The following is a 24,254-nucleotide window of genomic DNA, read 5'->3' on the forward strand; positions in this document are numbered from 1 at the left end:
AAAATAAAAGTCAAAAAATCAAAAATTATATTTGACTTTTTGACTTTATCTGTTATAATGGAGACATAAACATGAAATGAACTGTGGAGGGTATAGATATGGAACAGGATAAATACACAGCGCGGACGCTTGCTGCAATCCAGTCGGCGCAGCAGATAGCGGCAATGCGCTATCATCAGGAAATCACCTCGGCACACGTGCTGCTCGCACTTGCAAAGGAGGCGGAGGGGCTGCTCGCGACGATCTTCGAGGTCTGTAATGTCGACCTGCCGATGCTCAAGGCTCGACTTGAGAAGGAGCTTGCAGCCATCCCGAGTGTGCGTGGGACGAATCGTCTCGGCATGGGGATGGATATGGTGCGCGTGCTCGGGCGCGCCGAGGAACTGGCGAAGTCGATGAAGGACGAGTACGTCTCGACGGAGCATCTCCTGCTCGCACTCGTCACGGACGGGAGCGACGAGGTACAGCGAATCGCGCACGAGTTTGGCCTGACGAAGAGCGCCGTGCAGGATGCGATCCAGAAACATCGCAAGCAGAACGTCACGAGCGACAACCCCGAGGAGGGGTACCAGTCGCTCGAGAAATACGGGCGCGATCTGACAGCGGCGGCACGTGCGAACAAGCTCGACCCCGTGATCGGACGCGATGAGGAGATCCGCCGCTCGATTGAAATTCTCTCACGCCGTACGAAGAACAGCCCGGTGCTCATCGGTGAGCGGGGCGGCGGCAAGACGGCGATTGTGGGGGGGCTTGCCCGCCGTATCGTGGCGGGGGGTGTGCCCGAGTCGCTGAAGAACAAGACGCTCTACTCGCTCGACATGGGCGCACTGGTCGCGGGCGCGAAGTTCCGCGGTGAGTTCGAGGAACGTCTCAAGGGTGTACTGAACGAGATTGCAAAGTCCGAGGGGCAGATACTGCTCTTTATTGACGAGGTGCATACGGTTGTCGGCGCGGGTGCGGCCGAGGGTGCGATGGATGCAGGCAACCTGCTGAAGCCGCTCCTCGCGCGCGGTGAACTGCGCTGCATTGGTGCAACGACGCTGAACGAGTACCGCAAGTACATCGAGAAGGATACGGCACTCGAACGCCGATTCCAGCCGGTCATGGTCGGTGAGCCAAGCGTGGAGGATACAATTTCCATTCTGCGCGGATTGAAGGAACGCTACGAGGTGCACCACGGCGTACGCATCCGCGATGCGGCACTCGTGGCAGCGGCGACACTCTCCGACCGTTATATCTCCGACCGTTTCCTGCCGGACAAGGCGATCGACCTCGTCGATGAGGCGGCGGCAAAGCTGCGCACGGAGATCGAGTCCATGCCCGCACCGCTCGATGAGATTCGGCGCAAGATCCTCCAGCTCGACATAGAGGAGGAGGCGCTGAAAAAGGAGACGGACGCGGCATCGAAGGAAAAACTCGCCGCTCTTGTTGCGGAGAAGGAGCAGCTCCACACCGAGGAAGCGAAACTCCAAGCAAAATGGGAGAGTGAAACCCAGGCGATCCTGCGCGTGCGTGCCATCAAGAAGGAGATGGACGAACTGCGCGGCGAGATGGAGGCGGCGGAGCGTGCCCAGAACCTCGCGCGCGCTTCGGAGCTGAAATACGGCAAGATGCCGGAGCTGGAGAAGAAGCTCGCGGACGAGGAGGCGGCGATTGCCGCACAGTCCGAGGGCGAGCGCATGCTCAAGGAGGAGGTCGGCGAGGAGGACATCGCGCGTGTTGTCAGCCGCTGGACGGGGATTCCCGTGACGAAGATGATGACGGGCGAGCGCGAGAAGCTGCTCCGCCTCGAGGAGGTGCTGCACGAGCGCGTCGTCGGTCAGGACGAGGCGGTAACGGCGGTCAGCGAGGCGATCCTGCGTGCACGTGCGGGCATCAAGGATCCGAACCGTCCGATCGGCTCGTTTATCTTCCTCGGCCCAACGGGTGTGGGCAAGACCGAGCTTGCAAAGACGCTTGCCGAGTCCCTCTTTGACGATGAGCGAAGCATGATCCGCATCGACATGAGCGAGTATATGGAGAAGCACAGCGTCTCGCGTCTCATCGGCGCGCCTCCGGGCTACGTCGGCTACGATGAGGGCGGACAGCTCACGGAGGCGGTGCGCCGCCGCCCGTACAGCGTCATCCTGCTCGACGAGATCGAGAAGGCGCATCGCGACGTGTTCAACGTACTGCTTCAGATCCTCGACGACGGGCGTCTGACGGACGGCAAGGGGCGCGTCGTGAACTTCAAGAACACGGTCATCATCATGACGAGCAACCTCGGTTCGCATGAGATTCTGAGTAAGGACTATGCGGAGGCGGAGCAGGCGGTGCGTGCACTTCTGCGTGAGTATTTCCGCCCCGAGTTCCTGAACCGCGTGGATGATACGATTGTGTTCAAGGCACTCAGCAAGGACGACGTGAAGCACATCGCAGCGATTATGCTCGCGGCACTCAGCAAGCGTCTTGAGCGGCAGGCGGACATCCAGCTCACATGGGATGATGCGGCGCTTGCGGCACTCGCGGAGGAAGGCTTCGACCCCGACTTCGGTGCGCGTCCGCTCCGTCGTCTGCTCACGCACACGGTCGAGACCGCCCTCTCGAAGAAGATCATCGCGGGTGATGTGCGCGGCGGTGATGTCGTGGAGCTTGGCTATGACGGGACGGAGTTTACGTTTAAGACCCTCTGAATATCTTGAGACTGCTCTTTTCGGGGCAGTCTTTTTCTTTGTTTCGTACCAAAGGTTACAGCCTTTCTTCACCGACCTGCGTTATAATCATCACACAGAGATGACAAAGAGCATTTGATATATAAAGGAGCTTTGACGATGGAGAAGATACTGGATCTGAAAAAGACGGTCGCCGAATTGGTGGAGGAGAATCCCGAAGTCAGTGAGATTATGGCGGAGATCGGCTTTAAGGAGATTACAAACCCCGTTGCGCTGAACGTGATGGGGCGCATCATGACGATTCCGCGCGGCGCGGCGGTGAAGGGCATCGACCTCGCGAAGGTGATTGCGGCATTTGAGGAGCGCGGATATCAGGTGATCAGCGATGATGCACAGTCGCGGCAGGGACGCATTCGGAACTTCATCGAACGCCTGTCGAGCGGCGAGGATCTCGACTCCGTTCGTGCGGACTTCGTACAGGAGTTCAGCCACGTTGACGCGCAGGAAATCATGACGGCAGAGCAGACCCTCATCAAGGAAGGAATGCCCGTCAGTGAGGTGCAGCGCCTCTGTGACGTGCATTCGGCGCTCTTTCACGGTGTGGCGAGCGAGCCGCCGCCGGGTGCGCTCTCACATGATGAGATACATGCGCAGGCAGCATCGGTGAACCCTGATGATATTGACGCACTGCCCGAGGCACATCCGCTTACGATCCTGCGCGCGGAGAATGCGGCACTCGAGACCCTGCTCGACACGATTGAGGCTGAGCTGGACGGCGCAAAGCGGACGGATGTCATGTTCCAACACATTCTTGCGCTCGGCGATGTGCGCTCCCACTACATCAAGAAGGAAGAGCTGCTGATGCCGCTTCTCTACGATTACGGTGTCACAGGACCCTCGCAGGTCATGTGGGGCATCGACGATGAGATGAAGCGCGAGCTCGCGATGATTATCAAGGCGCTCAAGGCGGATGAAGAGACGCTGCCCATGTATGAGGCGCGGATCCGTGCACTCACGCAGCGCATCCGCGAGATGATCTTCAAGGAAGAGAAGATTCTCTTCCCACTCAGCCTGCGCTATTTCACGCAGATGGAATGGTATCGCTGCTATCACGATCTGCCGGACATGGGTATCTCGTTCGGCGTTCCCATCCCTGCGTGGGCAGAGGCGCAGCCGTGGCTCGATCAGGAGGCAGCGCGTCTCGCACAGTCTCAGGTGGGAGGGAAGCTCCAGTTCCCGACGGGCGAGCTGTCGATGGAGCAGCTGACGACGATCCTTCAGCTGCTGCCCGTGGACATCACGTTCATCGACAAGGATGATGTCGTCCGCTTCTTCACAAACGAGGGGCAGGTGTTCACGCGTCCGCTGTCCGCACTCGGGCGCGACGTGATGAACTGCCACCCGCCCGAGATCATCCCCGTCGTGCGGAATCTAATTGCGGACTTCAAGGCGAAGAAGCGCACGCAGATGATCGTGCACCGCTACATCCGCGAGCGTCCGATTCGCGTGCACTATCAGGCAATGTACGATAAGTCGGGCACGTACATCGGCACGGTCGAGTTTGTGACCGACCACGCAGAGCCGCTGGAAAAATTCCGTCGCTAAGAGATAAAACGAAAAGCCTGTCAAGAAAAATACTTGACAGACTTTTCGTTTGCCGCTATAATTCCAACAGTGTTTAGAAACAGGTGATGTGCATGGAGCGACTTTACGAGCTCGCACGGCTGTATGACCTCTATGGAGGACTTCTTACGGGAAAGCAGCGTGAGTGTCTGCGTCTGCACATTGCAGAGGACTTTTCCCTCGCTGAGATCGGCGAGGAGCTGGGTATCACGCGGCAGGCGGCGCATGACAATATTCGCCGCGCAGAGCGTGCGCTCACGGAGATGGAGGAGACACTCGGACTCCTCGCGCGTCAACAGGCGCAGGAGCACGCACTTACTGCGATCTGTGCGGAGCTGCGTGCACTCAGAGAACCGATTGCGTGTGCTGATGTGCGGCGCATCGCGGACGAACTGGAACAATACACATCACAGGATGATACGAAGGAGGTGGGAGAATGATCTTTGAGAATCTGTCCGATCGACTGCAGGGGATCTTCAAGAAGCTGCGTGGACATGGCAAGCTGACCGAGGACGATGTGAGCGATGCCATGCGCGAGGTGCGGATGGCACTCCTCGAAGCAGATGTCAACTTCAAGGTCGTCAAGGACTTCGTCAAACGCGTGAAGGAGCGTGCCGTCGGGCAGGAGGTGCTCGACACACTCACGGCGGCACAGGCGGTCATCAAGATCGTTGACGAGGAACTGACCGCGCTGATGGGCGGGACGGAGAGCCGTCTGAGCATCAGTCCGAACCCGCCGACCGTCATCATGCTCGTCGGCCTCCAAGGTTCGGGTAAGACTACATCGGCAGGCAAACTTGCGCTCATGCTCAAGAAGCAGGGGAAACGCCCGTTGCTCGTCGCGGACGACATCTATCGTCCCGCTGCGATCAAGCAGCTCGAAGTGATCGGTGAAAAGGTCGAAGTGCCCGTGTTCTCGCAGGGGCAGGAGGATGCCGTCGCCATTGCACGCGCCGCGATCGGTCATTCGGCATCGCACGCGAACGATGTCGTCATCATCGACACGGCGGGACGTTTGCAGATCGACGAAACGCTCATGCAGGAGCTGCGCGATATCAAGGCGGCGGTAAAGCCGCACGAGATCCTGCTTGTTGTGGACGCAATGACGGGACAGGAAGCGGTCAACGTCGCGCAGTCTTTTGACGAGTCGCTCGGGCTGGATGGCGTCATCATGACGAAGCTGGACGGCGACGCACGCGGCGGTGCTGCGCTTTCGATCAAGGCAGTCACGGGCTGCCCCGTGAAGTTCGTCGGCATGGGCGAGAAGCTTGAACCGCTTGAGGTGTTCCACCCCGACCGTATGGCCTCGCGCATCCTCGGCATGGGGGACGTGCTCTCCCTCGTGGAGAAGGCACAGGAGAACTTCGACCTCGAAAACGCGAAGAAGATGGAGGCGAAGCTCCGCAAGAACGACTTCACACTCGACGACTTCCTGGATCAGTTGCAGCAGGTGAAGAAGCTCGGATCGCTAAGCAGCATCCTCGGCATGATTCCGGGGATGGGCAATCTCAAGAAGAAGCTCGGCGATCAGGAGTTTGATCTCGACGGCAAGGAGATGCGTCAGCTTGAGGCAATCATCCGTGCGATGACACCGAAGGAGCGTGCGGACATCACGATCATTAACGGCAGCCGCCGCAAGCGCATCGCTGCGGGCAGCGGAACACGCGTGCAGGATGTGAACAAGCTGCTCAAGCAGTTTGGCGAGATGCGCAAGATGATGAAGAAAATGAAGAAGATGAAGGGCAAGGGCGGAATGCCCTCCATGCCGTCACTCGGCGGCATGGGGCTTCCGAAGATGCCATTCTTCAAATAATACACAGTAAATAACACACAACGAAAGGTGGTGAAATTATGGCAGTCAAGATTCGTTTGAACCGCATGGGTGCGAAGAAGAATCCCTTTTATCGCATTGTGGTCGCCGACTCGCGTGCACCGCGTGACGGTCGATTCATCGAAATCCTTGGAAACTACGATCCGTCGAAGCAGCCCGCTGTCGTCAGCATTGACGAGGAGAAGGCAATCGACTGGATGAAGAAGGGCGCACAGCCTACCGACACGGTCAGGAACCTCCTGAGCAAGAACGGTACGATGGCGAAATTCGCCGAGGTAAAGCGTCAGAAGGACTGACAAATACAGTGCGTGCGCGGGGGACTCCACCAACTCGGTGATCTCTCGCGGCGTGCGTATTGCGATGAGGAGAGACGACCGGCGTGAAAGAGATAGTCGAGGTTATCGCAAAATCCTTGGTCGATCATCCGGAAGCTGTCGTCGTTGACGAAACGCAGGATGATCAGGAGATCATATTGAGACTTCGTGTGGCAGAGGATGACATGGGTAAGGTCATCGGCAAGCAGGGGCGCATCGCAAAAGCGCTGCGCAGTGTTGTCAAGGCTGCTGCGACGAAGGAGAATAAGAGGGCAACGGTCGAGATCGGCTAAGCCCCGTGAGGGAGCCTTTCGGCAGTCCCTCGAAACGGCGTGCGTCTCGGACGGTCGCCGTTTTTGCATATTTGTTGCAATAGGAGAAATACAGAGTGGATACAATCACAATGAAGGTGCCTGTCACCGTCAAGGCAAAGCTGACGGAGAAGCTGCGCGCAAAGATGCTCAAGGAGATGGAGGAAGGTCTCAGCCGCGCAGAGCTTGAGGTGCAGCAGCTCGGCATCCAGGAGAAGCGCGTCATGCAGGAGGCGGAGCAGGGCGAGCTGACGCCGCAGGCGATTCAGCACATCAATGCAATTCGGCAGGAGCGTCAGCGCCGCCTCGACTACATCGAGGAGACGACGGCACACCGCGAGGAGCTGCAGAAGTTCGTCGAGGGTGCGGAAATCGTGCAGGGCACGCTTGAGCGTCTGGTTAAGGCGAAGGTCGGCGACGATATGCGCGAACTCATGAACGTCGAGATTCTGGTGGAGGATGACAAGATTGTCGCCATCCGTTCCTGATGCAAGCAATGAGCGCATCGTCATTGGGCGCGTCGGCGCGGCGCACGGGATTCGTGGCGAGCTGCGCATCATCCCGCTGACGGACTTTCCCGAGCGTTTTTCTGCGCTGCGCGAGGTTATGGTCGGCGATGAGCTGCTGCACATCGAGAGCGTCAAGCCGCAGGGGAAGAACTTTCTCATGCGTTTCCGTGAGTACGCTGTCCGCGAGGACGCACAGAAACTTACGGGGCGGCTGCTCACGGTCGCACGCGCAGACGCGGCACCGCTCGATGAGGGCGAGTACTACGTCTTTGATATCGTGGGGCTGACGGTGTACGATGAGGAGAACAATGAGCTCGGCACGGTCGAGAATGTTCTTCGTACGGGCAGCAACGATGTCTATGTCGTGCGCAGTGAGGATGGGCGCGAAATTCTCATCCCTGCACTGCGTTCGGTTGTAGGCGAGATTGATGTGCCGGGCGGACGCATGACGGTACGATTCCCACAGTAGGCGGACGGGGAGAACATCTCTCCCTCCGCTTTTTCTTTGCGGAAAATCGCGTCTCATGTTATAATGTATCAAAAGTTTCTATTTCTTTTATTCATAAGGGGTCAGAATATGCTCACCTGTATCACGCACTCTCCCGAGGAGACTGCGCATCTAGCGGGAACGATCGGTAAAATCATCCACGAGGGAACAGTCATCTGCCTCGACGGGGAGCTTGGGGTGGGAAAGACGCTCTTTGTGCGTGCGCTTGCGCGGACGCTCGGCGTGGAGAGCGACGTGACGAGCCCAACGTTCAACATCATGAACATCTACGAGGCGGCATGTCCCATTGTGCATTTTGACCTCTATCGCATCGAATCCGAGGAGGAGCTGGAGGACATCGGATTCTATGAGTACGTTGAAGCGACGGAGGGCATTGTTCTGATCGAGTGGGCGGAGAAATTTCCCGATGCGATGCCCGAGGATCGCGTCCAGGTGAACATCGCGGCACTGGACGGAGAGGAGCGGCAGTTCACCTTTGCCGCCGAAGGGGAGCTGAGCACGGCTCTCTTGGAGGAGTTGAGCGATATTGTCAATCCTGAGCATTGATACCTCCTCGCAGGTCTCGAGCGTTGCCGTTCTGTCGGTGGAGCGCGTTGCGGCAGAGATCAGCATGCAGGGAGCACTGACGCACTCGGAGACGCTGATGCCGCACATCGAGATGGCACTCCGTATGGCGCGTGTGGAAAAATCTGAACTTGAGGGAATCGCCGTCAGCATCGGCCCCGGCTCGTTCACGGGGCTGCGCATCGGACTTGCGTCGGCAAAGATGATGGCATACGCCCTGCACATTCCCCTCATCGCAGTACCGACACTCGAGGCGCTTGCCCATCACTATATCTGTGAGGGTGTGCGCCTCGTTCCCATGATGGACGCACAGAAGGGAAATGTCTATGCGCAGGAATTCGTGTGGCGTATGGATGGCGATGCGCTGAAATTGCAAGAGATTCGTCCCCTTGCGATTCTTCCTCTGACGGAGGTCATCGCGGGCTTGGAGAACGCGGAGCAGCCTGTGATTCTGCTCGGCGATGCCATGCAGAAGAAAACGACGCTCACACTTCCGGCAAATGTGCGCCTTGCTCCGATTCATGCGCGCATGCCGCGTGCCGCATGTGTGGGTCTCGCGGCACTCACGCGGCTTGCACGCGGGGAGATGGACGATCCCGTGACTGCTGCACCCCTCTATCTTCGCCGCAGTGAGGCGGAGGTGCTGTGGGAGAAGCGGCATGGCACGGGGGCGGCACAGTGATTCACTTTCGTGAACTCTTGCCCGAGGACGCGGAGGGCGTGGCTGCCGTCGAGCGTGAGAGCTTCCCGACGCCGTGGTCGCGTGAGGACTTCTGGCGTGAGGCTTCGAATGACTTTGCCTGCTATATCGTTGCGCTCGAGGATGCGGAGATCATCGGCTTTGGCGGCTGTTGGATCTCGTTCGAGGAGGCACAGGTGACGAATATCGCGCTGACCTCCGCACAGCGCGGCAGGGGGCTTGGCAAAGTTCTCATGACGCGGCTGATGTGTGCGGCGGCGGCACGTGGTGCGGAGCGTATGACACTTGAGGTGCGCCCGTCGAATACGCCCGCACTGCGTCTCTATGAGGGGCTGGGCTTTACGGCAATCGGTGTACGCAAGAAATACTATCAGGACAATGACGAGGACGCGATCCTGATGTGGCATACGAAATTGAAGGAATTTGTAAATGAAAGATGTGCAGGAGAAACTGACGCTCGGGATTGAGACGAGCTGCGACGAGACCTCGGCGGCAGTGCTGCGCGGGACACGCGAACTCCTCTCGTGTGTGATCGCGACGCAGATTCCGATTCATCAGAAATACGGCGGCGTTGTGCCCGAAATCGCCTCACGCAACCACATTTTGAGCATTCTGCCCGTCGTCGAGCAGGCACTTGCGGAGGCGGGGACAGAGCTCGCAGAGATCGACCAGATCGCCGTCACCTACGGACCAGGTCTCGTCGGGGCTCTCCTCGTCGGCGTGTCGGCGGCGAAGTCGCTCGCATTCTCCCTCGGTGTGCCGCTCATCGGGGTCAATCACCTCGAGGGGCATATCTTTGCGAACTTCCTTGCGGCCGAGGAACTCACGCCGCCCTTTATGGCACTCGTCGTCTCGGGCGGGCATACGGCACTCGTCGATGTCGCGGACTACGAGACGTTCCGCCAGATGGGCAGGACGCGCGATGATGCGGCGGGCGAGGCGTTCGACAAGGGGGCGCGTGTGATGGGGCTGCCGTACCCCGGCGGCCCCGAGATCGACAAGCTCGCCCGCGAGGGCAACCCCACCGCGATCGACTTCCCGCGTGCACTTGCACGGGAGGGAAATTACGAATTCAGCTTCAGCGGGCTGAAATCCGCCGTGCTGAACTACATAAACAGCGAGCAGATGAAGGGGCATGAACTGAACAAGGCGGACATCGCCGCCTCGTTCCAGTCTGCCGTCGTCGAGGTGCTCGTGCATAAGGCATTCGAGGCGATTCACGAAGCGGGGCGCGATACCCTTGTCCTCGCGGGCGGTGTTGCGGCGAATAAGTCCCTTGAGACACGTCTGCGGATGGCGGCAACGGCGGAGGGCATCCGCTATCTTTATCCGCCGCTGCGCCTCTGCACGGATAACGCTGCCATGATTGCCTGTCGCGGTGCGTATCAGGCGACGGCAGGGAAGTACAGTGACCTCTATCTGAACGCCGTCCCGGGACTGGATTTTCAGTAAAACAATATTGGGCTGATGTGTGATGCATCGGCTCTTTTTATTTGTCCATAAGTCCTCATGACAAAGGGCAAGGTCTTTTCATTGCAAGTATGAACGTCGTTCGTTATAATAAAAATGTCAACGGTCGAAAGGAGGCGGGCAGATGGAGCTGACGGCACGTATGCGGGCGATTCTGTCCGCTCTCCTCGCAGCAGACGGCTATGTACCCGCCGAGCGCATCGCCTCTGCCCTCGATGTCAGTGCACGCACCATTACGCGTGAGATGCACGGGCTCGAGATGGCACTGATGCCGTACGGCATCACACTTCTCAGGCGCACGGGTGCGGGCTTTATGCTGACGGGGGATAAGGCAGATCTGACGCGGCTAAGGACGCAGATCTCCAAGGTAAATGTACGCGGGGAGTTGACCCCTGATCAGCGGCGTTCGATTCTCGTGACGCGTCTCCTCATGGCAGACGAGCCGATCAAACTCTTTGCATTGGCACGCATTCTGGACGTGACGGACAGCACCGTCAGTCACGACCTCGATCGGCTTCAGCCGTTTCTGGCGGAGCAGGGAATTACGCTCGTACGCCGTCCCGGACTCGGGGTTTACGTCGAGGGGGCGGAGCGGGACATCCGCAGTGCACTCGTCCGCATCATTCACGACTGTATGGATGAAAAGGAGCTGCTCGCACTCGTCGCCGACGACGGTGTGGAGGGAGCAGCATCAGCAGCGGACCGTGCTCTGCTCGGTCTCGTTGACGGGGCACAGATACGGACGATTGATGATATCGTTGCCAAGGAGACGCACGGGAGGGATATCCCTGATACCGCGCGCGTCGGGTTGGTCGTACATCTCGCGCTTGCCGTGCGGCGCATGCAGCAGCACGATGCGATTGTGATGGATGCGGGGACGCTCGGAGAGCTGCGCCGCACGGAGGAATTCGCGGCAGCGCGCATGATTGCGGCACAGTTGGGCAAAGTATTTTCCCTCTCCGTCCCCGAGGCTGAGATCGGCTACATCACGATGCACCTCCTCGGTGCGCGTGGTATGGCTCTTCCTGCAGGGGCAGGGCGGGTGGATAACTTCCGCCTCGTACAGATTGCGCAGTCGATCATGCGTCTCGCCTCCGAAAAGAGCGGCGCGCCACTCATCAGAAGCCGTACACTGCTCTCGGGTCTGGTGAATCACCTCGCTCCAGCACTGCATCGGCTGAAACTCCACATGGATATTCGCAATCCTCTGCTCGCACAGATGGAGGCGGAGCATCCGGAACTCATGGAGCTCGCGCGGTACTCCACGCGTATGATGGAGGAGGAGGTCGGGGCACCGCTTCCCGCCGATGAGATTGCGTACATTGCCATTCATATCGGCGCAGCACTGACGGAGGCGGGCGGGGATCGCCCCGTTGTGCGCGTGCTCGTCGCGTGCCCTACGGGACTTGGGACGAGCCGTCTGCTCGCAAGCCGCATCCGCCGCGCCTACGAGCGCATCCGCGTGGTAGGGGAGCTCTCCTCCCTCGCGCTCACGGCGCAGGAGATCACACGCCGCGCCGTGGACTTCGTTGTATCGACCGTTCCGCTCCCGCCTCTTCCCGTGCCCGTCGTTGTCGCAAGTGCGTTTCTGACCGCATCCGATCGGGCACGGATCGACGCTGTACTTGCTTCCTGTGTGCCGCAGTCTGCCATTGAGATGCAGGAAAAGCCGCAGTTCAGCGAGGCGATGGCAGAGATTCATTGCCTGAGCGGTGCGATTTATGAGCTGCTTAAGGGATTTCGACTGCGTGCGGATATACGGGTGCACACACTACCGCAGCTGGCAGATGCGGCGGCGCAGCTCCTTGTATCGGAGGGGGCGGCTGATATTGCAGCGGCACTTCTCCGACGTGAGGAAATTGCGCCCACATGGGTCGCGCCGCAGATGATTTTGCTTCACACAGAGGCAGCTGCGCTGCGCATGCCTTTGTTCGGCGTTCTTCGTCTCGCGCAGCCGCTTCCCTACGGTGCGGACGCAGTACGTACGGCACTCGTCATGCTTGCTCCGACAGAGACGGCAGCGGCAAAGCAGCTCCTTGGGACGATCTCGGCGCAGACTGCGGAGCGGCCGAGCTTCAAAGATATCCTCGCGTATGGGGACGCAGATGAGATACGCCGTGCACTGGAATACGTTTTTGAAGAGCATTTCCATGAAAGATTGGAAGAGCTCTTGTAGATAATTTTTAGAGGTCTCTTTTAGAAGGGGGATTATGATGGGTAAACAAGGTGGAGGGGCACAGGAGGCCATGCAGAAGTTTGGCCGCTTCCTGTCCGGAATGGTGATGCCGAACATCGGCGCATTTATTGCATGGGGCTTTCTGACGGCGCTGTTCATCCCGACGGGGTGGATGCCGAACGAATACCTCGCGCAGGTCGGCGGACCGATGAGCAAGTGGCTGATTCCTCTGCTCATTGGCTACAGCGGCGGCGCAGCGATCTACGGACATCGCGGCGGTGTCATGGCGGCGATTGCCACATCGGGTATCATCGCAGGCTCGGACATCCCGATGTTCCTCGGTGCGATGATTATGGGACCTCTGGGCGGGTATATCATCAAGAAGTTTGACGATGCCGTCCGCGACAGCATTCCGGGCGGCTTTGAGATGTTGGTCAACAACTTCTCGCTCGGTATTCTCGGCGGCATCCTCGCGATGATTGCCTACGCCGTTGTCGGCCCCGTGGTCGGCGGTGCGAACGACATCCTGCGCAGTGGCGTGGAGGGAATCGTTGCGATGGGGCTTCTGCCGCTCGCGTCCATCATCATCGAGCCGGCAAAGGTGCTCTTCCTCAACAACGCGCTCAACCACGGTGTACTCAGCCCGCTCGGCATTCAGCAGGCGCAGGAATACGGCAAGTCCATGTTCTTCCTGCTCGAGGCGAACCCGGGCCCTGGTTTCGGTATTCTGCTTGCTTACTGGCTCTTTGGTAAGGGCATGGCGAAGTCGTCCTCGCCGGGCGCAATGATCATCCACGTTCTCGGCGGTATTCACGAAATCTATTTCCCGTACATCCTCATGAAGCCCGTGCTCATCATCGCTGCGATTGCGGGCGGTATGTCCGGGGTCTTCACGCTTGGTCTCCTCGGCGGCGGTCTGATTGCACCATCCTCACCGGGTTCGATCTTTGCGATCATCGCCATGACGCCGAACGGCTCGGCGCTCTTTGCAAACCTCTCGGCGTTTGCCGTTGCAACGGCGGTATCCTGCGCGGTTGCATCTGTCTTTATCAAGATGTCGAAGGATGTCGAGGATGAGTCGCTCGAGTCGGCGCGCGAGAGCATGAGCGACATGAAGAATCGTGGCAAGGATCTCCCCACAGAGAAGAAGGTTGCGGGCAAGGATCTGAAGGTCATCGTCTACGCCTGCGACGCGGGCATGGGCTCCTCCGCGCTCGGTGCTGCGGCACTCCGCAAGAAACTCAAGAAGGACGGCTACACAGACATCTCTGTCACGAACTGCGCGATCGGCGCAATCCCGTCCGAGGCACAGCTCGTCATCTCGCATGAGAAACTCGCGGAGCGTGCGCTTGCAGACTCCCCGCAGGCGGAGCATATCTGGGTGCGTGACTTCACGCAGAACAATGTCTATGAGATCGTCACCATGCGTCTCAAGGAGGCGGCTGTGGAGGCAGGCGCGCCCGCATCGGATGCAGAGGCGGAGGCGACCGAGACGGTCGGCGCAGGTGTCCTGCTGAAGGAAAACGTCAAGGTCGGACTTGCCACGGTCAGCCGCGAGGAGGCAATCACAGCAGCGGGCAAGATGCTTGTTGCAAGCGGCTACGTTGATGAGGGCTATGTGCAGGGCATGCTCAACCGCGAGCAGGATCTCTCCACCTACATCGGCAAGGGCATTGCCATCCCGCACGGTGAGAACGCCGTCAAGGACACGATCAAGAAGACGGGCATTGTCGTCTGCCAGTACCCCGAGGGTGTAAAGTTTGGCGATGAGACGGCACATCTCGTCATCGGCATCGCGGGCGTCGGTAACGACCATCTCGCCATCCTCGCGAACATTGCGACCATGGTCGGCGACTACACGGATGAGCAGCTGGAAGAGCTGTTCAAGACAAAGAGCGCCGAGGAACTCTATGAAGTCTTTACAAAGGCGGACTGAAAGGAACTTGTCATGAAACAGGCAATTCATTTCGGCGGCGGCAATATCGGCCGCGGCTTTATCGGGGAACTCCTCGTGCGTTCGGGCTATGAGGTTACATTTGTCGATGTTGCGGAGACACTGGTTGACGAGATCAATGCGCGCCATGCCTATCACATCGAAGTCGTAGGCAATGAGCCGAAGACCATCCATGTGGAGCATGTCAAGGCGATCAACAGCAACATGAACCTTGAGGAGCTGCTGGATGCATTTGTCACAGCAGATATCGTGACCACCGCCATCGGACCAAACATCTTGAAGTTTATTGCACCGAACATCGCAAAGGGGCTTGCGCGCCGCGTCAAGAAGAACGAAGCGCCTCTGAATATCATCGCGTGTGAGAACATGGTCGGCGGATCGACCGTTCTCAAGAACTTTGTCTACGAGCATCTCGCGGACGATGTGAAGGCAAAGGTTGACCGCTGCATCGGTTTCCCCGACGCTGCCGTTGACCGCATCGTGCCGATTCAGCACAATGAGGATCCCCTGCTCGTGAAGGTCGAGCCGTTCTGCGAATGGGATGTCGACCGCACGGGTGTGGTTGGCGCAGAGCCGCAGATCGAGGGGCTGACGTGGGTGGACAACCTCGAAGCCTACATCGAGCGCAAGCTCTTCTCCGTCAACACGGGGCATGCCTCCATCGCCTACATGGCGTATTTGAAGGGCATCGAGGACATTGCCGCCGCGATGCAGGACGAGGAGATTGTCTCCTTCGTCCGCCGCGTCTGGGCGGAGACGAGCGAACTGCTCATCGAGAAATACGGCTTTGACCGCGAAAAGCACGCGGCATACATCCGCACGGCGGAGGAGCGGTTCAAGAATCCGCACCTCTCCGATGCCGTGACGCGCGTTGCGCGTGGGCCGAAGCGCAAGCTCGGTGCAAAGGATCGCCTCGTCTCTCCTGCATCGCAGCTCATCGAGCGCGGCAAAAAGCCCGAGGCGCTGGCAACGGTCATCGCTGCTGCCCTCCGCTTCGACTACGCCGACGATCCCGAGGCGGTCGAGGTGCAGAACTACGTGAAGGAACATGGGCTTGAGAAAGCAATTACGCACTTCACAGAGATTCCTGCGGGCACGGAGCTCTTCGATCTTATTCTCGCGAAGAATGCGGAACTGAAGAAGTAAATAGAACAGCATTTCAAAGGAATGACGGTACATTGTGTGCCGTCATTCTTTTTATGATATAATCAGATGAAGGACTTGCATATGTTTTCTCGACAGACAGAGGGAGGATTTATATGAACTACCGTAAAATTGGAAATCTCACAGTTTCGTCCATCGGGCTCGGATGTATGGGCATGAGTCAGAGCTACGGTGCACCTGCCGACAAGAAGGAGATGCGGGAGCTGATTGCCGCCGCCGTGGATATGGGTATCACACATTTCGATACGGCGGAGGTGTACGGCACGCCTGACGATCCACACGATAACGAAAAGCTTGTGGGCGCAGCGCTCGCGCCGTATCGGGACAAGGTCGTCCTTGCGACGAAGTTCGGCATTCACTTCGATATGAGCCTCCTAAAGGAGGGCAAAAGCCCGATTGTCCCCAATGCGCGCCCTGAGACGATCCGCCGCTCGGTGGACGCATCTCTCCAACGGCTTCGGACGGACTATATTGATCTCTACTATCAGCACCGCGTTGACCCGCACATCCCTGCCGAGGAGGTCGCGGGTGTGATGGGGGAGCTCATGCAGGCAGGAAAGATTCGTCACTGGGGCATCTCCGAGGCGACGGAGGAGGACATTCGCCGTGCACACGCCGTCTGTCCGCTCACGGCAGTGCAGAACCGCTACTCCATGATGGCGCGTGCATATGAATCGCTCTTTCCTGTGCTTGAGGAACGGAACATTGGCTTTGTCGCGTTCTCTCCGTTTGCGAATGGCGTGCTTACGGGTGCATACGATAAGTCCTCGACCTTCGAGGCGGGGGATATGCGCGCGAATATGCCGCAGTTCACCGCGGCGGCGATGGAGGAGAATCAATCCATGCTCACACTCCTGCGCGATCTCGCGGAGAAGAAGGACGCAACGAGCGGGCAGATTGCGCTCGCGTGGATGCTCTGCAAGAAGCCGTATATCGTGTCGATTCCGGGGACACGAAAACGCGCACGCCTCATAGAGAATGCGGGGGCTGCGGACATCGCACTCACGTCTGAGGAAGTTGCTGCGATTGATGCACGTTTGGAGTCAATTCCAATGTCGGCTGTTTTTGGTGTCATGCGAAAATAGTTGTGATAAATATCACTGTATAGTGATAAATTTTATATATACTGAAAAAATAATGAAGAAGCGGTCGGAATTTCACGATGAAGTTCCGACCGCTTCGTACATGCCTAATTATCAGTCGACATGAACGATATTCAAGTTTGAAATAGTCTACAGCTATAGAAAAAAATAATGAAAAAGATGTATTTCATTTTTCTTTCAGACCTGTGGTAAAATAAATCAGAATTATGGAAGGAATAGCCTATGGTTGAAATTCGTATGTGTGATATCTGTCAGTGCTTTGAGGGGCGTGATGTCCTGCATCATGTGACAGCTTCCTTTCATAGTGGTCGCGTGACAGCGATTGCCGGGGCAAACGGCAGTGGGAAATCGACGCTTCTGCGTCTGGCAGCACGTCTGCTCATCCCGACGTCCGGGAGCGTTGACACGTTTCGGGACGGTACACCCGTCAAGGGCGCAGCATACCGTTCGATGCTCGCGATGGCAACGCCGGAGATGGAGCTCTATGCGCGCCTTACCGTGCGTGAAAACCTCGCCTTTTTTCTCGGTGCGCGCGGCGTACCATGCGGAGAGCCGCAGCTGCAGGAACTCCTCGTGCGCGTCGGGCTCCCGCCGGCGGTGCTACCGCGTATGGTGGGGCAGCTCTCGACGGGGATGCGTCAGCGCGTGCGGATAGCCGTGCTTCTCGGTGTCGATGCCGCAATTTGGCTGCTCGATGAGCCGGGGCTTGCGCTCGATGCGTGCGGTCAATCGCTTCTTCAACAGGAGGTGCGGTCAGCGGCGGAGCGCGGGCGGCTCATCCTGTGGGCGACGAACGATCGCGCGGAAAGGGAGGCGGCGGATGCGTGTGTCGAACTTTGAGGCGGCGCGCAGAGTTGCCTATAAGGAACTCCTCGACGGCATTCGCCATCGCGCGGGCTATGTGACGATGGGGATGTTCGCGCTGACCGTGATTGCCTTCATGAGTATGTCGCTCGCGGGCGGTCTGACGGATGCGCGGCTGACGGCGGCACTCCTCTGGATTGTGATTTTCTTTGCGGCAACGCTGCAGGGAGAGCGTCTCTTTGCGGAGGAAGCAGCAGCGGGGACACTCCTGTTTCTTCGGATTTACGTTCCGGCACAGGCGGTGCTCTTCGGCAAGATGGCTGCGCACTTGATTACGCTTGTGGTTCTCGCGGCGATTGTCGTTCCGCTCGCCCTCGTCCTGATGGATGCACCGTTTGTCCTCGATGCCGTGTTTGTTGGATCACTGTTTCTTGGGCTATGGGGCATGGCGGCTGCAGATACCCTGCTCGCGGCGGTGGCCGCCAATGCGAGTGTGCGGGGGGGGCTCGTTCCCATCCTGCTGCTTCCATCCATGTTGCCGATTCTCCTGCCTGCGATTGCGCTCACGGCGGGGGAGGGGGAGTCGATCCTGCTCGGCGGTATGATGATTTACGATATGGCGCTTACCGTAGGGGCGTCGATGCTTTTTGATTCTCTCTGGATTGAGAGTTAGATTTGGAGGCGAAATGCTTGCGGGAGTGATCGGTGTTTTGACACTGGCAGTTCTGTACGCTGTCTTTTTCTTGGTTCCGCCTGCCCAGGGGCTGGGCGACTATGTACGTATTGCATTCTTCCACATCCCCTGTGCGTGGGTTTCGGTCATTGCATTCTTCTGTGCCGCCTATTGGGGCGCACGCTATCTGAAAACACGCAATCTTCACTATGATACAAAAAGTGCACGATCCGCTTTTCTCGGACTCGTCTTTACACTCCTCGCCACAGGGAGCGGGGCAGTCTTCTCAAAGCTTACATGGGGGGCGTACTGGAACTGGGATCCGCGACAGACGACAATCTTCGTTCTGCTCCTCATCTATGGGGCCTATGTGACACTCCGTATGACGATGCGGGATGAGCGTGCACGCGCCTCCTCGTCGGCGGTCTACGCACTCTTCTCCTTTATCGCAGTGCCGTTTCTCGTCTTTATCCTGCCGCGGATGTTCTTCTCACTGCATCCGTCACCTGTCCTCAACGGTGCAGGGCGGCTCGATATGGATGCGGTGATGCTCGGAACGCTCATATTAGCGCTTGTCGATGTGACACTTATGTATGTTTGGCTGATGAAACGGGGGGATCGTCATGCGTAAATACTTCTTCGTTGTACTGATTCTTGGATTTATCGGATATGCGGGGTACTTCTTTGCGGACTCCGTGACCCCCTACGTCAGTGTTGCAGAGGCGCGTACCTCCGAACGGAATGTGCAGGTCAAGGGGCTGCCCGACGACACTGTCGAGCCGCACATGGAGAACAATATGTTCGTGTTCTCCATCTCCGATGAGGAGACGGGCGAGACGATGCTCGTCCGATACAAGGGTGTAAAGCCCGATAACTTTGATGAAGCGTACCACGTTGTCGCGATTGGGAAATATACGGGCGATGCGTTCGCAGCGGACAAGCTGCTCATCAAATGCCCGTCGAAATATGAGGCGGAAAAAGGAAAGGTTCAGGTATGATCGGAACGTTATTCTTGGGTGCGGTTCTGTTCTTTGCCCTTGCTGCAGTGTTCTGTGAGACGCAGGGAAAAACAACCGAAGGACGGATCTGTGCGGCCCTAGCGGGGCTTGCATCGCTCGGTGCAGCGGCGTTCCTCTTCGTCATTATTCTGAACGATGATTTCAGCTACACCTACGTTATCAGTTACTCCTCCATCAGTCTGCCGCTGCTCTATAAGCTCTCCGCATTCTGGGCGGGGCAGCAGGGCTCATTTCTCCTCTGGCTCGTGATTCACGCCATTGTCGGTGTTCTGATTGCACGCGAGGGTCGGATGACAGCGACGGGGCGCACGATCTACCACGCACTCACCGCGATGCTCGTCCTCCTCGTCCTCTTTAAGAGCCCCTTTGCTCCCGCAGAGACTGTTGCCATGGACGGGCACGGGATGAATCCGCTGCTGCAGGATCCGTGGATGGCGGTGCATCCGCCGATCATCTTTGTGGGCTATGCGCTGCTTGCAGTTCCGTTCGTCTACTCTCTTGAGAGCATGATAAAGGCACCGATGGACGGCAGTTTCCTCGCTCCGATGCGTCGCTGGACGCTCATCGCGTGGGCATTCCTCGGTGCAGGCATCTTCATCGGAGGTTACTGGGCGTACAAGGTGCTCGGGTGGGGCGGCTACTGGGGCTGGGATCCCGTGGAGAACTCCTCGCTTGTCCCGTGGCTGCTCGCCTGTGTTCTGCTTCATCTGATCTCTGTTGCGCGTGGGCGGCGCGGGGCGTTTTACCTCGTTCATCTTGCGGCAACCTTCTCCTACGCATTCGTCCTTTACGGGACATTCCTCACGCGCAGCGGTATTCTCGGTGATTTCTCCGTGCACTCCTTTGCGGGCTCGGACATCGGCCTCTACATCGCCCTTGCCAATGCGGCTGTCCTGCTCTTCGGGCTCGGCGTTCTGATCGTTCGGATTGAACGTCTGCCGAAGGGGGCGGTCTACGAGCAGCACCGCAGCCGAGACTTCCTCGTGCTGCTCGGGATGCTTCTCATCGTATTCATCGTCGCTATCGTATTCTTCGGAATGTCCATGCCGCTCATCTCCGGGCTGCTCGGAGAGAGTGCGGCGGTCGATACGAGTTACTATGTGCGTACCTCGCTGCCGATTGCGGTGCCGCTGGCGCTTCTCATGGCACTCGGCGTACTTCTGCCCTACGGCAGTGGACGCGTCGCACGGCCTGTGTGGATCTTCGTGATCTCCGTGGGCGGCGGCGTTCTCGCGGGGCTGGTCGGAGTCACGGATATTCCGTCGGTTCTGCTCTCCACCTTTGCCCTCCTTGCCGCACTTGCTGCCATTGAGGCATTTCGCCGTCAACGCATTGGTCTGGGCGGGATGGTTGCCCACGTTGGCACGGGACTTGCGCTGCTCGCCTTTATTCTCTCGGGGTCGGGCAGTCAGACAACGACGGTCACACTCATCCCTGACGAGCCGCAGGAGGTCTATGGACACACGATCATCTATCGTGGACAGTCCTTTGCCGAGAGTGGCAGTGAGAAGTCCTACCGCTATGAGGTGGACGGAAGTCTGTGCGAGGCAGTGACAAAGCTGCGTGCAAACGGTGAGGATGCGGCACGTGAGCCTGCAATTGCAAGAAGCCTTGCGGGCGATCTCTATATCGCACCGTCGCCGACTTCGGCGGAGCGTGACGAGCTGATTCTTCATCGCGGCAAGACCGTTATGGGGATCAACGACTATGCTTACCGCTACGAATCCATCGCATTTGAGCCGCAGGGCGGCGGCAAGACCCTCGTCACGGCGCAGATTGCGCTGACGGACGGCGAGGAAGTCGATGATGCCGCACCCACGATCCTTGCGACGGAGACGGGGGGGACATCCCAGCCGATCGAAGTGATGAACGGCAAGTTCCGCATTCGTCTCACGGGTGTCTCGGCGGATGAACGCGACATACGGATCGAGATCCTGCCCTCTGTGGCAGAGGAGGCGGCACTTCCCGTTCCCGCCTCGGTCAGTACGAAGCCCGGCATCTCCATCCTTTGGCTCGCCTGTGTTCTTGTGACTGTCGGTGGTCTCCTGGCAGCCACGCAGGTGGTAAGTCCCGTCAAAGGAGGTGGATCGGAAAAGCGGTCTGAGTGAGAAATCATAGAAGGGAGGAAGGACACATGAATTTGAAGCAGTATGCAAAGGAGCATACGCTGCGCTGTATCATCGGTGCGTTTCTCGTGGGACTGTTCGCCGTCGGCGGCGGCATGCTCATGGACAAGGCCTCGGCATCGCCGAAGTTCTGCGGTATGTGCCATGCCATGCAGCACGAGGCAAAGACACATGCCATGTCCACACATGCGGACATCGCCTGTGTGGAGTGCCATCTGCCGCACGACAATATTGCCGTTTACTATTTTGAAAAGGGCAAGACAGGCATGCATGACACGCTCCATCAGGTACTGAACGACTATCCCGTACACATCAAGATCTCCGATCACGGACGGGATATCGTGAATGCCAACTGTCTGCGCTGCCATACATCGACCATGGGATCGGTATGTCTGGACAGGGGCAAGGACGGAAATGCAAACTGTACGAAGTGTCACAGTGGTATGCCGCATGGTTCCAATCCTTTAGAAGGGGGGATAAGAGTTGAGTAACAGAAAGAAAATCATCGCGGGTGTTGCCGGCGTCTGTGCCCTGTTCTTTGGATTCGTCGCCGTTCGCATCGGCGCACACCCGAACGATGACAGCATCAAACGCGTGCAGATCCAGGGCGACACCGCTGCCAAGATCGGCAAAGAGGCGTACAAGGACGCCTATCCGCTCCAGTACAACTCGTTCATGAAAAACAATGAGGAATCTCCGTCGCCCACAGGCTACGGCGGCAGCATGGAGGGCAACAGTCATCTGGAGCACCAGCCCGAGATGCTTGAGAACTTTAAGGGCTATAAGTTTGCCATCCAGTATGACGACGACCGAGGGCATACGTATGCGGGCTACGATCTCCTGCATACGAAGAGGCTTCCGGGACAGAAGGGGAGTTGTCTACAGTGCAAGGGTTCGTATGTTTATGATGTGTACTTCAAAGAAGGTGGATGGGCGTATGCATCGAAGCCGTTTGATGAAGTTGCGGCTCCCATCACGATGGATGAGTGGTTCGGCTGCTCGACCTGCCACGATCCCGAGACGATGGAGCTGCGCGTCTATCAGCAGGGCTTTATCGAGTCGATGGCAAGACGTGGTGTTGATGTCAACGCTGCCACGCACAATGATATGCGTGCCTATGTGTGCTCGCAGTGCCATACGGAGTACTACTTCACCGCCGAGGATGGTCGTGTCGCACATCCATACGAGAACGGTCTGGATGCCGAGTCCGAGTATCAGTACTACCAGTCCGGTCAGGCAGGCGGATTCAAGGGCGACTGGATGCACCCCGACTCCAAGACGATGATGCTCAAGGCGCAGCATCCGGAGTTCGAGACGTGGGCGACGAGTGTCCATGCCGATGCCGGTGTTACCTGCGTGGACTGCCACATGCCCTATATGCGTGACGGCGGCAAGAAGTACACCTCGCACTGGATGACGAGTCCCTTGAAGACGACGAAGGAATCCTGTCTGAAGTGTCATGACGAGAGCGAGGAGACCCTCGTGGCACGCGTCAAGACCATTCATGACAATACGTTCAAGATCCAGCGCATCGCAGGCCAGACGGTCGCACGCGCACATCGCACGGTCAAGGCTGCGATGGATGCAGGTGTACCCGATGCAGCACTCGAGGATGCACGCGCGAAGATTCGCGAAGCACAGTGGTACTGGGATTGGGTTGCCGCCGAGAACGGCATGGGCTTCCATAACCCCGACAAGATCATGCGTACCCTTGGGCTTTCGATTGATCTCGCACATCAGGCAATCGAGTCCGCCGAGGGAGCACGCCACGGCTTCCAGCCGCTCTGATCGGAGCACGACGAGACCAAAAAAGAATCGCCTCATGTTGGGGCGATTCTTTTTTACGTTCGTTTTGTGGTTTACAACATCCCGCTCATCCAGATCAGGCGTATGCCAAGAGCGAACATAGCGAGTGAGAGAAGGACGAGGATGACCTTGGATTTCGTCTTCTGTGAGATGACAGCGCCGATCTGGGCACCAATCGCGGCGCCGATGGAGATGCAGATGGCAGGTGTCCAGATGATGTGATTGAGCAGGAAGTGACTGACGACACCGAACGCCGCCGAGCAGGCAAGGACGAAATGCGAGGTCGCCGTCGCCATGTGTACGGGGAAGCCGAGCAGGTAGACCATGAGCGGCACATGGATCACGCCGCCGCCGATACCGAAGATGCTCGAGATGAAGCCGACACCCGCGCTCGAACCAATGCCAAGCGAGCGGTTGAACGTAAAATTCGCGGAGAGTGTGTGAACATCCGTGTGCTTCTTGTGCGTCGCGTTCCAATACATAAGCGACGCCATCACCAGAAGGAACGTGCCATAGGATACGTAGAGCATCGGCCCCGTAAAGTCGTCGACGATATACGAGCCGAGGAATGCGCCCGGCAGGGTTGCGAGTGCAAATGGTACGGCGGCGGGGAAGTAGACGCGCTGCTGACGGATGTAGGCGAGTGTCCCCGAGAGAGCGTTTGCAAACACAATGACAAGCGAAGTGCCTGTGATCTGTGCCGCCGTGTGGAAATACGGATAGATGCCTCCGTCGGACAGGAAGAAGATGAAGATCGGCACGCAGATCAGCCCGCCGCCGATGCCGACGAGTGTTCCGAATGTGCCGACAAACAGTCCGAGCACAAGAAAGAGCAGAATATCAAGTCCCATAAATCATTCCTCCATAGTGATCAATGTATTGCCCATTATAGCACACAGGAAGTATTAGACAAGAGGGCGGTATTTATGATATGATGAGCGCAAAGAA

The 24,254-nt window shown here is 58.1% G+C and carries 24 protein-coding genes; 23 read left to right on the forward strand and 1 reads right to left on the reverse strand.

Annotated elements, in window-relative coordinates:
- Positions 1 to 98 precede the first annotated feature (98 nt).
- From clpB to H1B31_RS07055, 23 genes are all read left to right on the forward strand, one after another.
- Entirely contained in the window at positions 99 to 2,672 is a 2,574-nt protein-coding gene (gene clpB / locus H1B31_RS06945) for an ATP-dependent chaperone ClpB (protein WP_185979799.1), read from the forward strand.
- Between the two features lie 138 nt (positions 2,673 to 2,810).
- Entirely contained in the window at positions 2,811 to 4,256 is a 1,446-nt protein-coding gene (locus H1B31_RS06950) for a DUF438 domain-containing protein (RefSeq protein ID WP_185979800.1), read from the forward strand.
- Positions 4,257 to 4,348: 92 nt separating this feature from the next.
- Positions 4,349 to 4,714 carry a YlxM family DNA-binding protein gene (ylxM, locus tag H1B31_RS06955; protein ID WP_185979801.1) on the forward strand — a complete coding sequence of 122 codons (366 nt, stop codon included), beginning with the start codon at positions 4,349 to 4,351 and terminating at the stop codon, positions 4,712 to 4,714.
- Positions 4,711 to 6,087, forward strand: a complete 1,377-nt coding sequence (gene ffh / locus H1B31_RS06960; protein ID WP_185979802.1) for a signal recognition particle protein — start codon at positions 4,711 to 4,713, stop codon at positions 6,085 to 6,087. The genes ylxM and ffh overlap by 4 nt, the downstream gene beginning before the upstream one ends.
- Positions 6,088 to 6,125: 38 nt before the next feature.
- On the forward strand, positions 6,126 to 6,401 hold the full coding sequence (gene rpsP, locus H1B31_RS06965) for a 30S ribosomal protein S16 (RefSeq protein ID WP_185979803.1): 276 nt from the start codon (positions 6,126 to 6,128) through the stop codon (positions 6,399 to 6,401).
- A gap of 83 nt (positions 6,402 to 6,484) precedes the next feature.
- On the forward strand, positions 6,485 to 6,712 hold the full coding sequence (locus H1B31_RS06970) for a KH domain-containing protein (RefSeq protein WP_006306836.1): 228 nt from the start codon (positions 6,485 to 6,487) through the stop codon (positions 6,710 to 6,712).
- Between the two features lie 95 nt (positions 6,713 to 6,807).
- On the forward strand, positions 6,808 to 7,218 hold the full coding sequence (locus H1B31_RS06975; protein ID WP_006691520.1) for a YlqD family protein: 411 nt from the start codon (positions 6,808 to 6,810) through the stop codon (positions 7,216 to 7,218).
- Positions 7,190 to 7,708 (forward strand): ribosome maturation factor RimM, encoded by a 519-nt coding sequence (gene rimM, locus H1B31_RS06980; RefSeq protein ID WP_185979804.1) that lies wholly within the window; start codon positions 7,190 to 7,192, stop codon positions 7,706 to 7,708. Before H1B31_RS06975 ends, rimM begins: the two co-directional genes overlap by 29 nt.
- 108 nt (positions 7,709 to 7,816) lie before the next feature.
- A complete protein-coding gene (gene tsaE, locus H1B31_RS06985; RefSeq protein ID WP_185979805.1) occupies positions 7,817 to 8,293 on the forward strand; it encodes a tRNA (adenosine(37)-N6)-threonylcarbamoyltransferase complex ATPase subunit type 1 TsaE in 477 nt (158 codons plus the stop codon).
- Positions 8,274 to 8,993, forward strand: coding sequence for a tRNA (adenosine(37)-N6)-threonylcarbamoyltransferase complex dimerization subunit type 1 TsaB (gene tsaB / locus H1B31_RS06990; protein WP_185979806.1), 720 nt, complete (start codon positions 8,274 to 8,276; stop codon positions 8,991 to 8,993). Before tsaE ends, tsaB begins: the two co-directional genes overlap by 20 nt.
- Complete coding sequence (gene rimI, locus H1B31_RS06995) at positions 8,990 to 9,478, forward strand: ribosomal protein S18-alanine N-acetyltransferase (protein WP_185981253.1); 489 nt, start codon at positions 8,990 to 8,992, stop codon at positions 9,476 to 9,478. The genes tsaB and rimI overlap by 4 nt, the downstream gene beginning before the upstream one ends.
- Positions 9,441 to 10,463, forward strand: a complete 1,023-nt coding sequence (tsaD, locus tag H1B31_RS07000; protein ID WP_185979807.1) for a tRNA (adenosine(37)-N6)-threonylcarbamoyltransferase complex transferase subunit TsaD — start codon at positions 9,441 to 9,443, stop codon at positions 10,461 to 10,463. Before rimI ends, tsaD begins: the two co-directional genes overlap by 38 nt.
- Before the next feature lie 142 nt (positions 10,464 to 10,605).
- The gene (locus H1B31_RS07005) at positions 10,606 to 12,657 is read left to right on the forward strand and encodes a BglG family transcription antiterminator (protein WP_185979808.1); all 2,052 of its coding nucleotides are present in this window, start codon (positions 10,606 to 10,608) and stop codon (positions 12,655 to 12,657) included.
- 37 nt (positions 12,658 to 12,694) lie between these two features.
- On the forward strand, positions 12,695 to 14,593 hold the full coding sequence (locus H1B31_RS07010; protein ID WP_185981254.1) for a PTS mannitol transporter subunit IICBA: 1,899 nt from the start codon (positions 12,695 to 12,697) through the stop codon (positions 14,591 to 14,593).
- Positions 14,594 to 14,605: 12 nt separating this feature from the next.
- On the forward strand, positions 14,606 to 15,757 hold the full coding sequence (locus tag H1B31_RS07015; protein WP_185979809.1) for a mannitol-1-phosphate 5-dehydrogenase: 1,152 nt from the start codon (positions 14,606 to 14,608) through the stop codon (positions 15,755 to 15,757).
- 113 nt (positions 15,758 to 15,870) lie between these two features.
- The gene (locus tag H1B31_RS07020; protein WP_185979810.1) at positions 15,871 to 16,860 is read left to right on the forward strand and encodes an aldo/keto reductase; all 990 of its coding nucleotides are present in this window, start codon (positions 15,871 to 15,873) and stop codon (positions 16,858 to 16,860) included.
- Between the two features lie 240 nt (positions 16,861 to 17,100).
- Positions 17,101 to 17,718, forward strand: a complete 618-nt coding sequence (locus H1B31_RS07025; RefSeq protein ID WP_185979811.1) for an ABC transporter ATP-binding protein — start codon at positions 17,101 to 17,103, stop codon at positions 17,716 to 17,718.
- Entirely contained in the window at positions 17,699 to 18,355 is a 657-nt protein-coding gene (locus tag H1B31_RS07030) for a heme exporter protein CcmB (protein ID WP_185979812.1), read from the forward strand. Before H1B31_RS07025 ends, H1B31_RS07030 begins: the two co-directional genes overlap by 20 nt.
- Positions 18,356 to 18,368: 13 nt before the next feature.
- Entirely contained in the window at positions 18,369 to 18,986 is a 618-nt protein-coding gene (gene ccsA, locus H1B31_RS07035; protein ID WP_185979813.1) for a cytochrome c biogenesis protein CcsA, read from the forward strand.
- Complete coding sequence (locus tag H1B31_RS07040) at positions 18,979 to 19,353, forward strand: cytochrome c maturation protein CcmE domain-containing protein (protein WP_006691539.1); 375 nt, start codon at positions 18,979 to 18,981, stop codon at positions 19,351 to 19,353. The genes ccsA (H1B31_RS07035) and H1B31_RS07040 overlap by 8 nt, the downstream gene beginning before the upstream one ends.
- Positions 19,350 to 21,482 carry a cytochrome c biogenesis protein CcsA gene (gene ccsA, locus H1B31_RS07045; protein ID WP_009656114.1) on the forward strand — a complete coding sequence of 711 codons (2,133 nt, stop codon included), beginning with the start codon at positions 19,350 to 19,352 and terminating at the stop codon, positions 21,480 to 21,482. Before H1B31_RS07040 ends, ccsA (H1B31_RS07045) begins: the two co-directional genes overlap by 4 nt.
- A 26-nt stretch (positions 21,483 to 21,508) precedes the next feature.
- Positions 21,509 to 21,991 carry a cytochrome c3 family protein gene (locus H1B31_RS07050; RefSeq protein ID WP_006691541.1) on the forward strand — a complete coding sequence of 161 codons (483 nt, stop codon included), beginning with the start codon at positions 21,509 to 21,511 and terminating at the stop codon, positions 21,989 to 21,991.
- Positions 21,984 to 23,288, forward strand: a complete 1,305-nt coding sequence (locus tag H1B31_RS07055) for an ammonia-forming cytochrome c nitrite reductase subunit c552 (RefSeq protein ID WP_009656116.1) — start codon at positions 21,984 to 21,986, stop codon at positions 23,286 to 23,288. The genes H1B31_RS07050 and H1B31_RS07055 overlap by 8 nt, the downstream gene beginning before the upstream one ends.
- 71 nt (positions 23,289 to 23,359) lie before the next feature.
- On the opposite strand, the gene H1B31_RS07060 is transcribed toward H1B31_RS07055, so the two are convergent.
- Positions 23,360 to 24,157, reverse strand: coding sequence for a sulfite exporter TauE/SafE family protein (locus tag H1B31_RS07060; protein ID WP_185979814.1), 798 nt, complete (start codon positions 24,155 to 24,157; stop codon positions 23,360 to 23,362).
- Between the last annotated feature and the right edge of the window lie 97 nt (positions 24,158 to 24,254).

It is taken from the genome of Selenomonas timonae (genome assembly GCF_014250475.1).
In the GTDB taxonomy this organism is placed as follows: Bacteria; Bacillota; Negativicutes; order Selenomonadales; family Selenomonadaceae; genus Centipeda; species Centipeda timonae.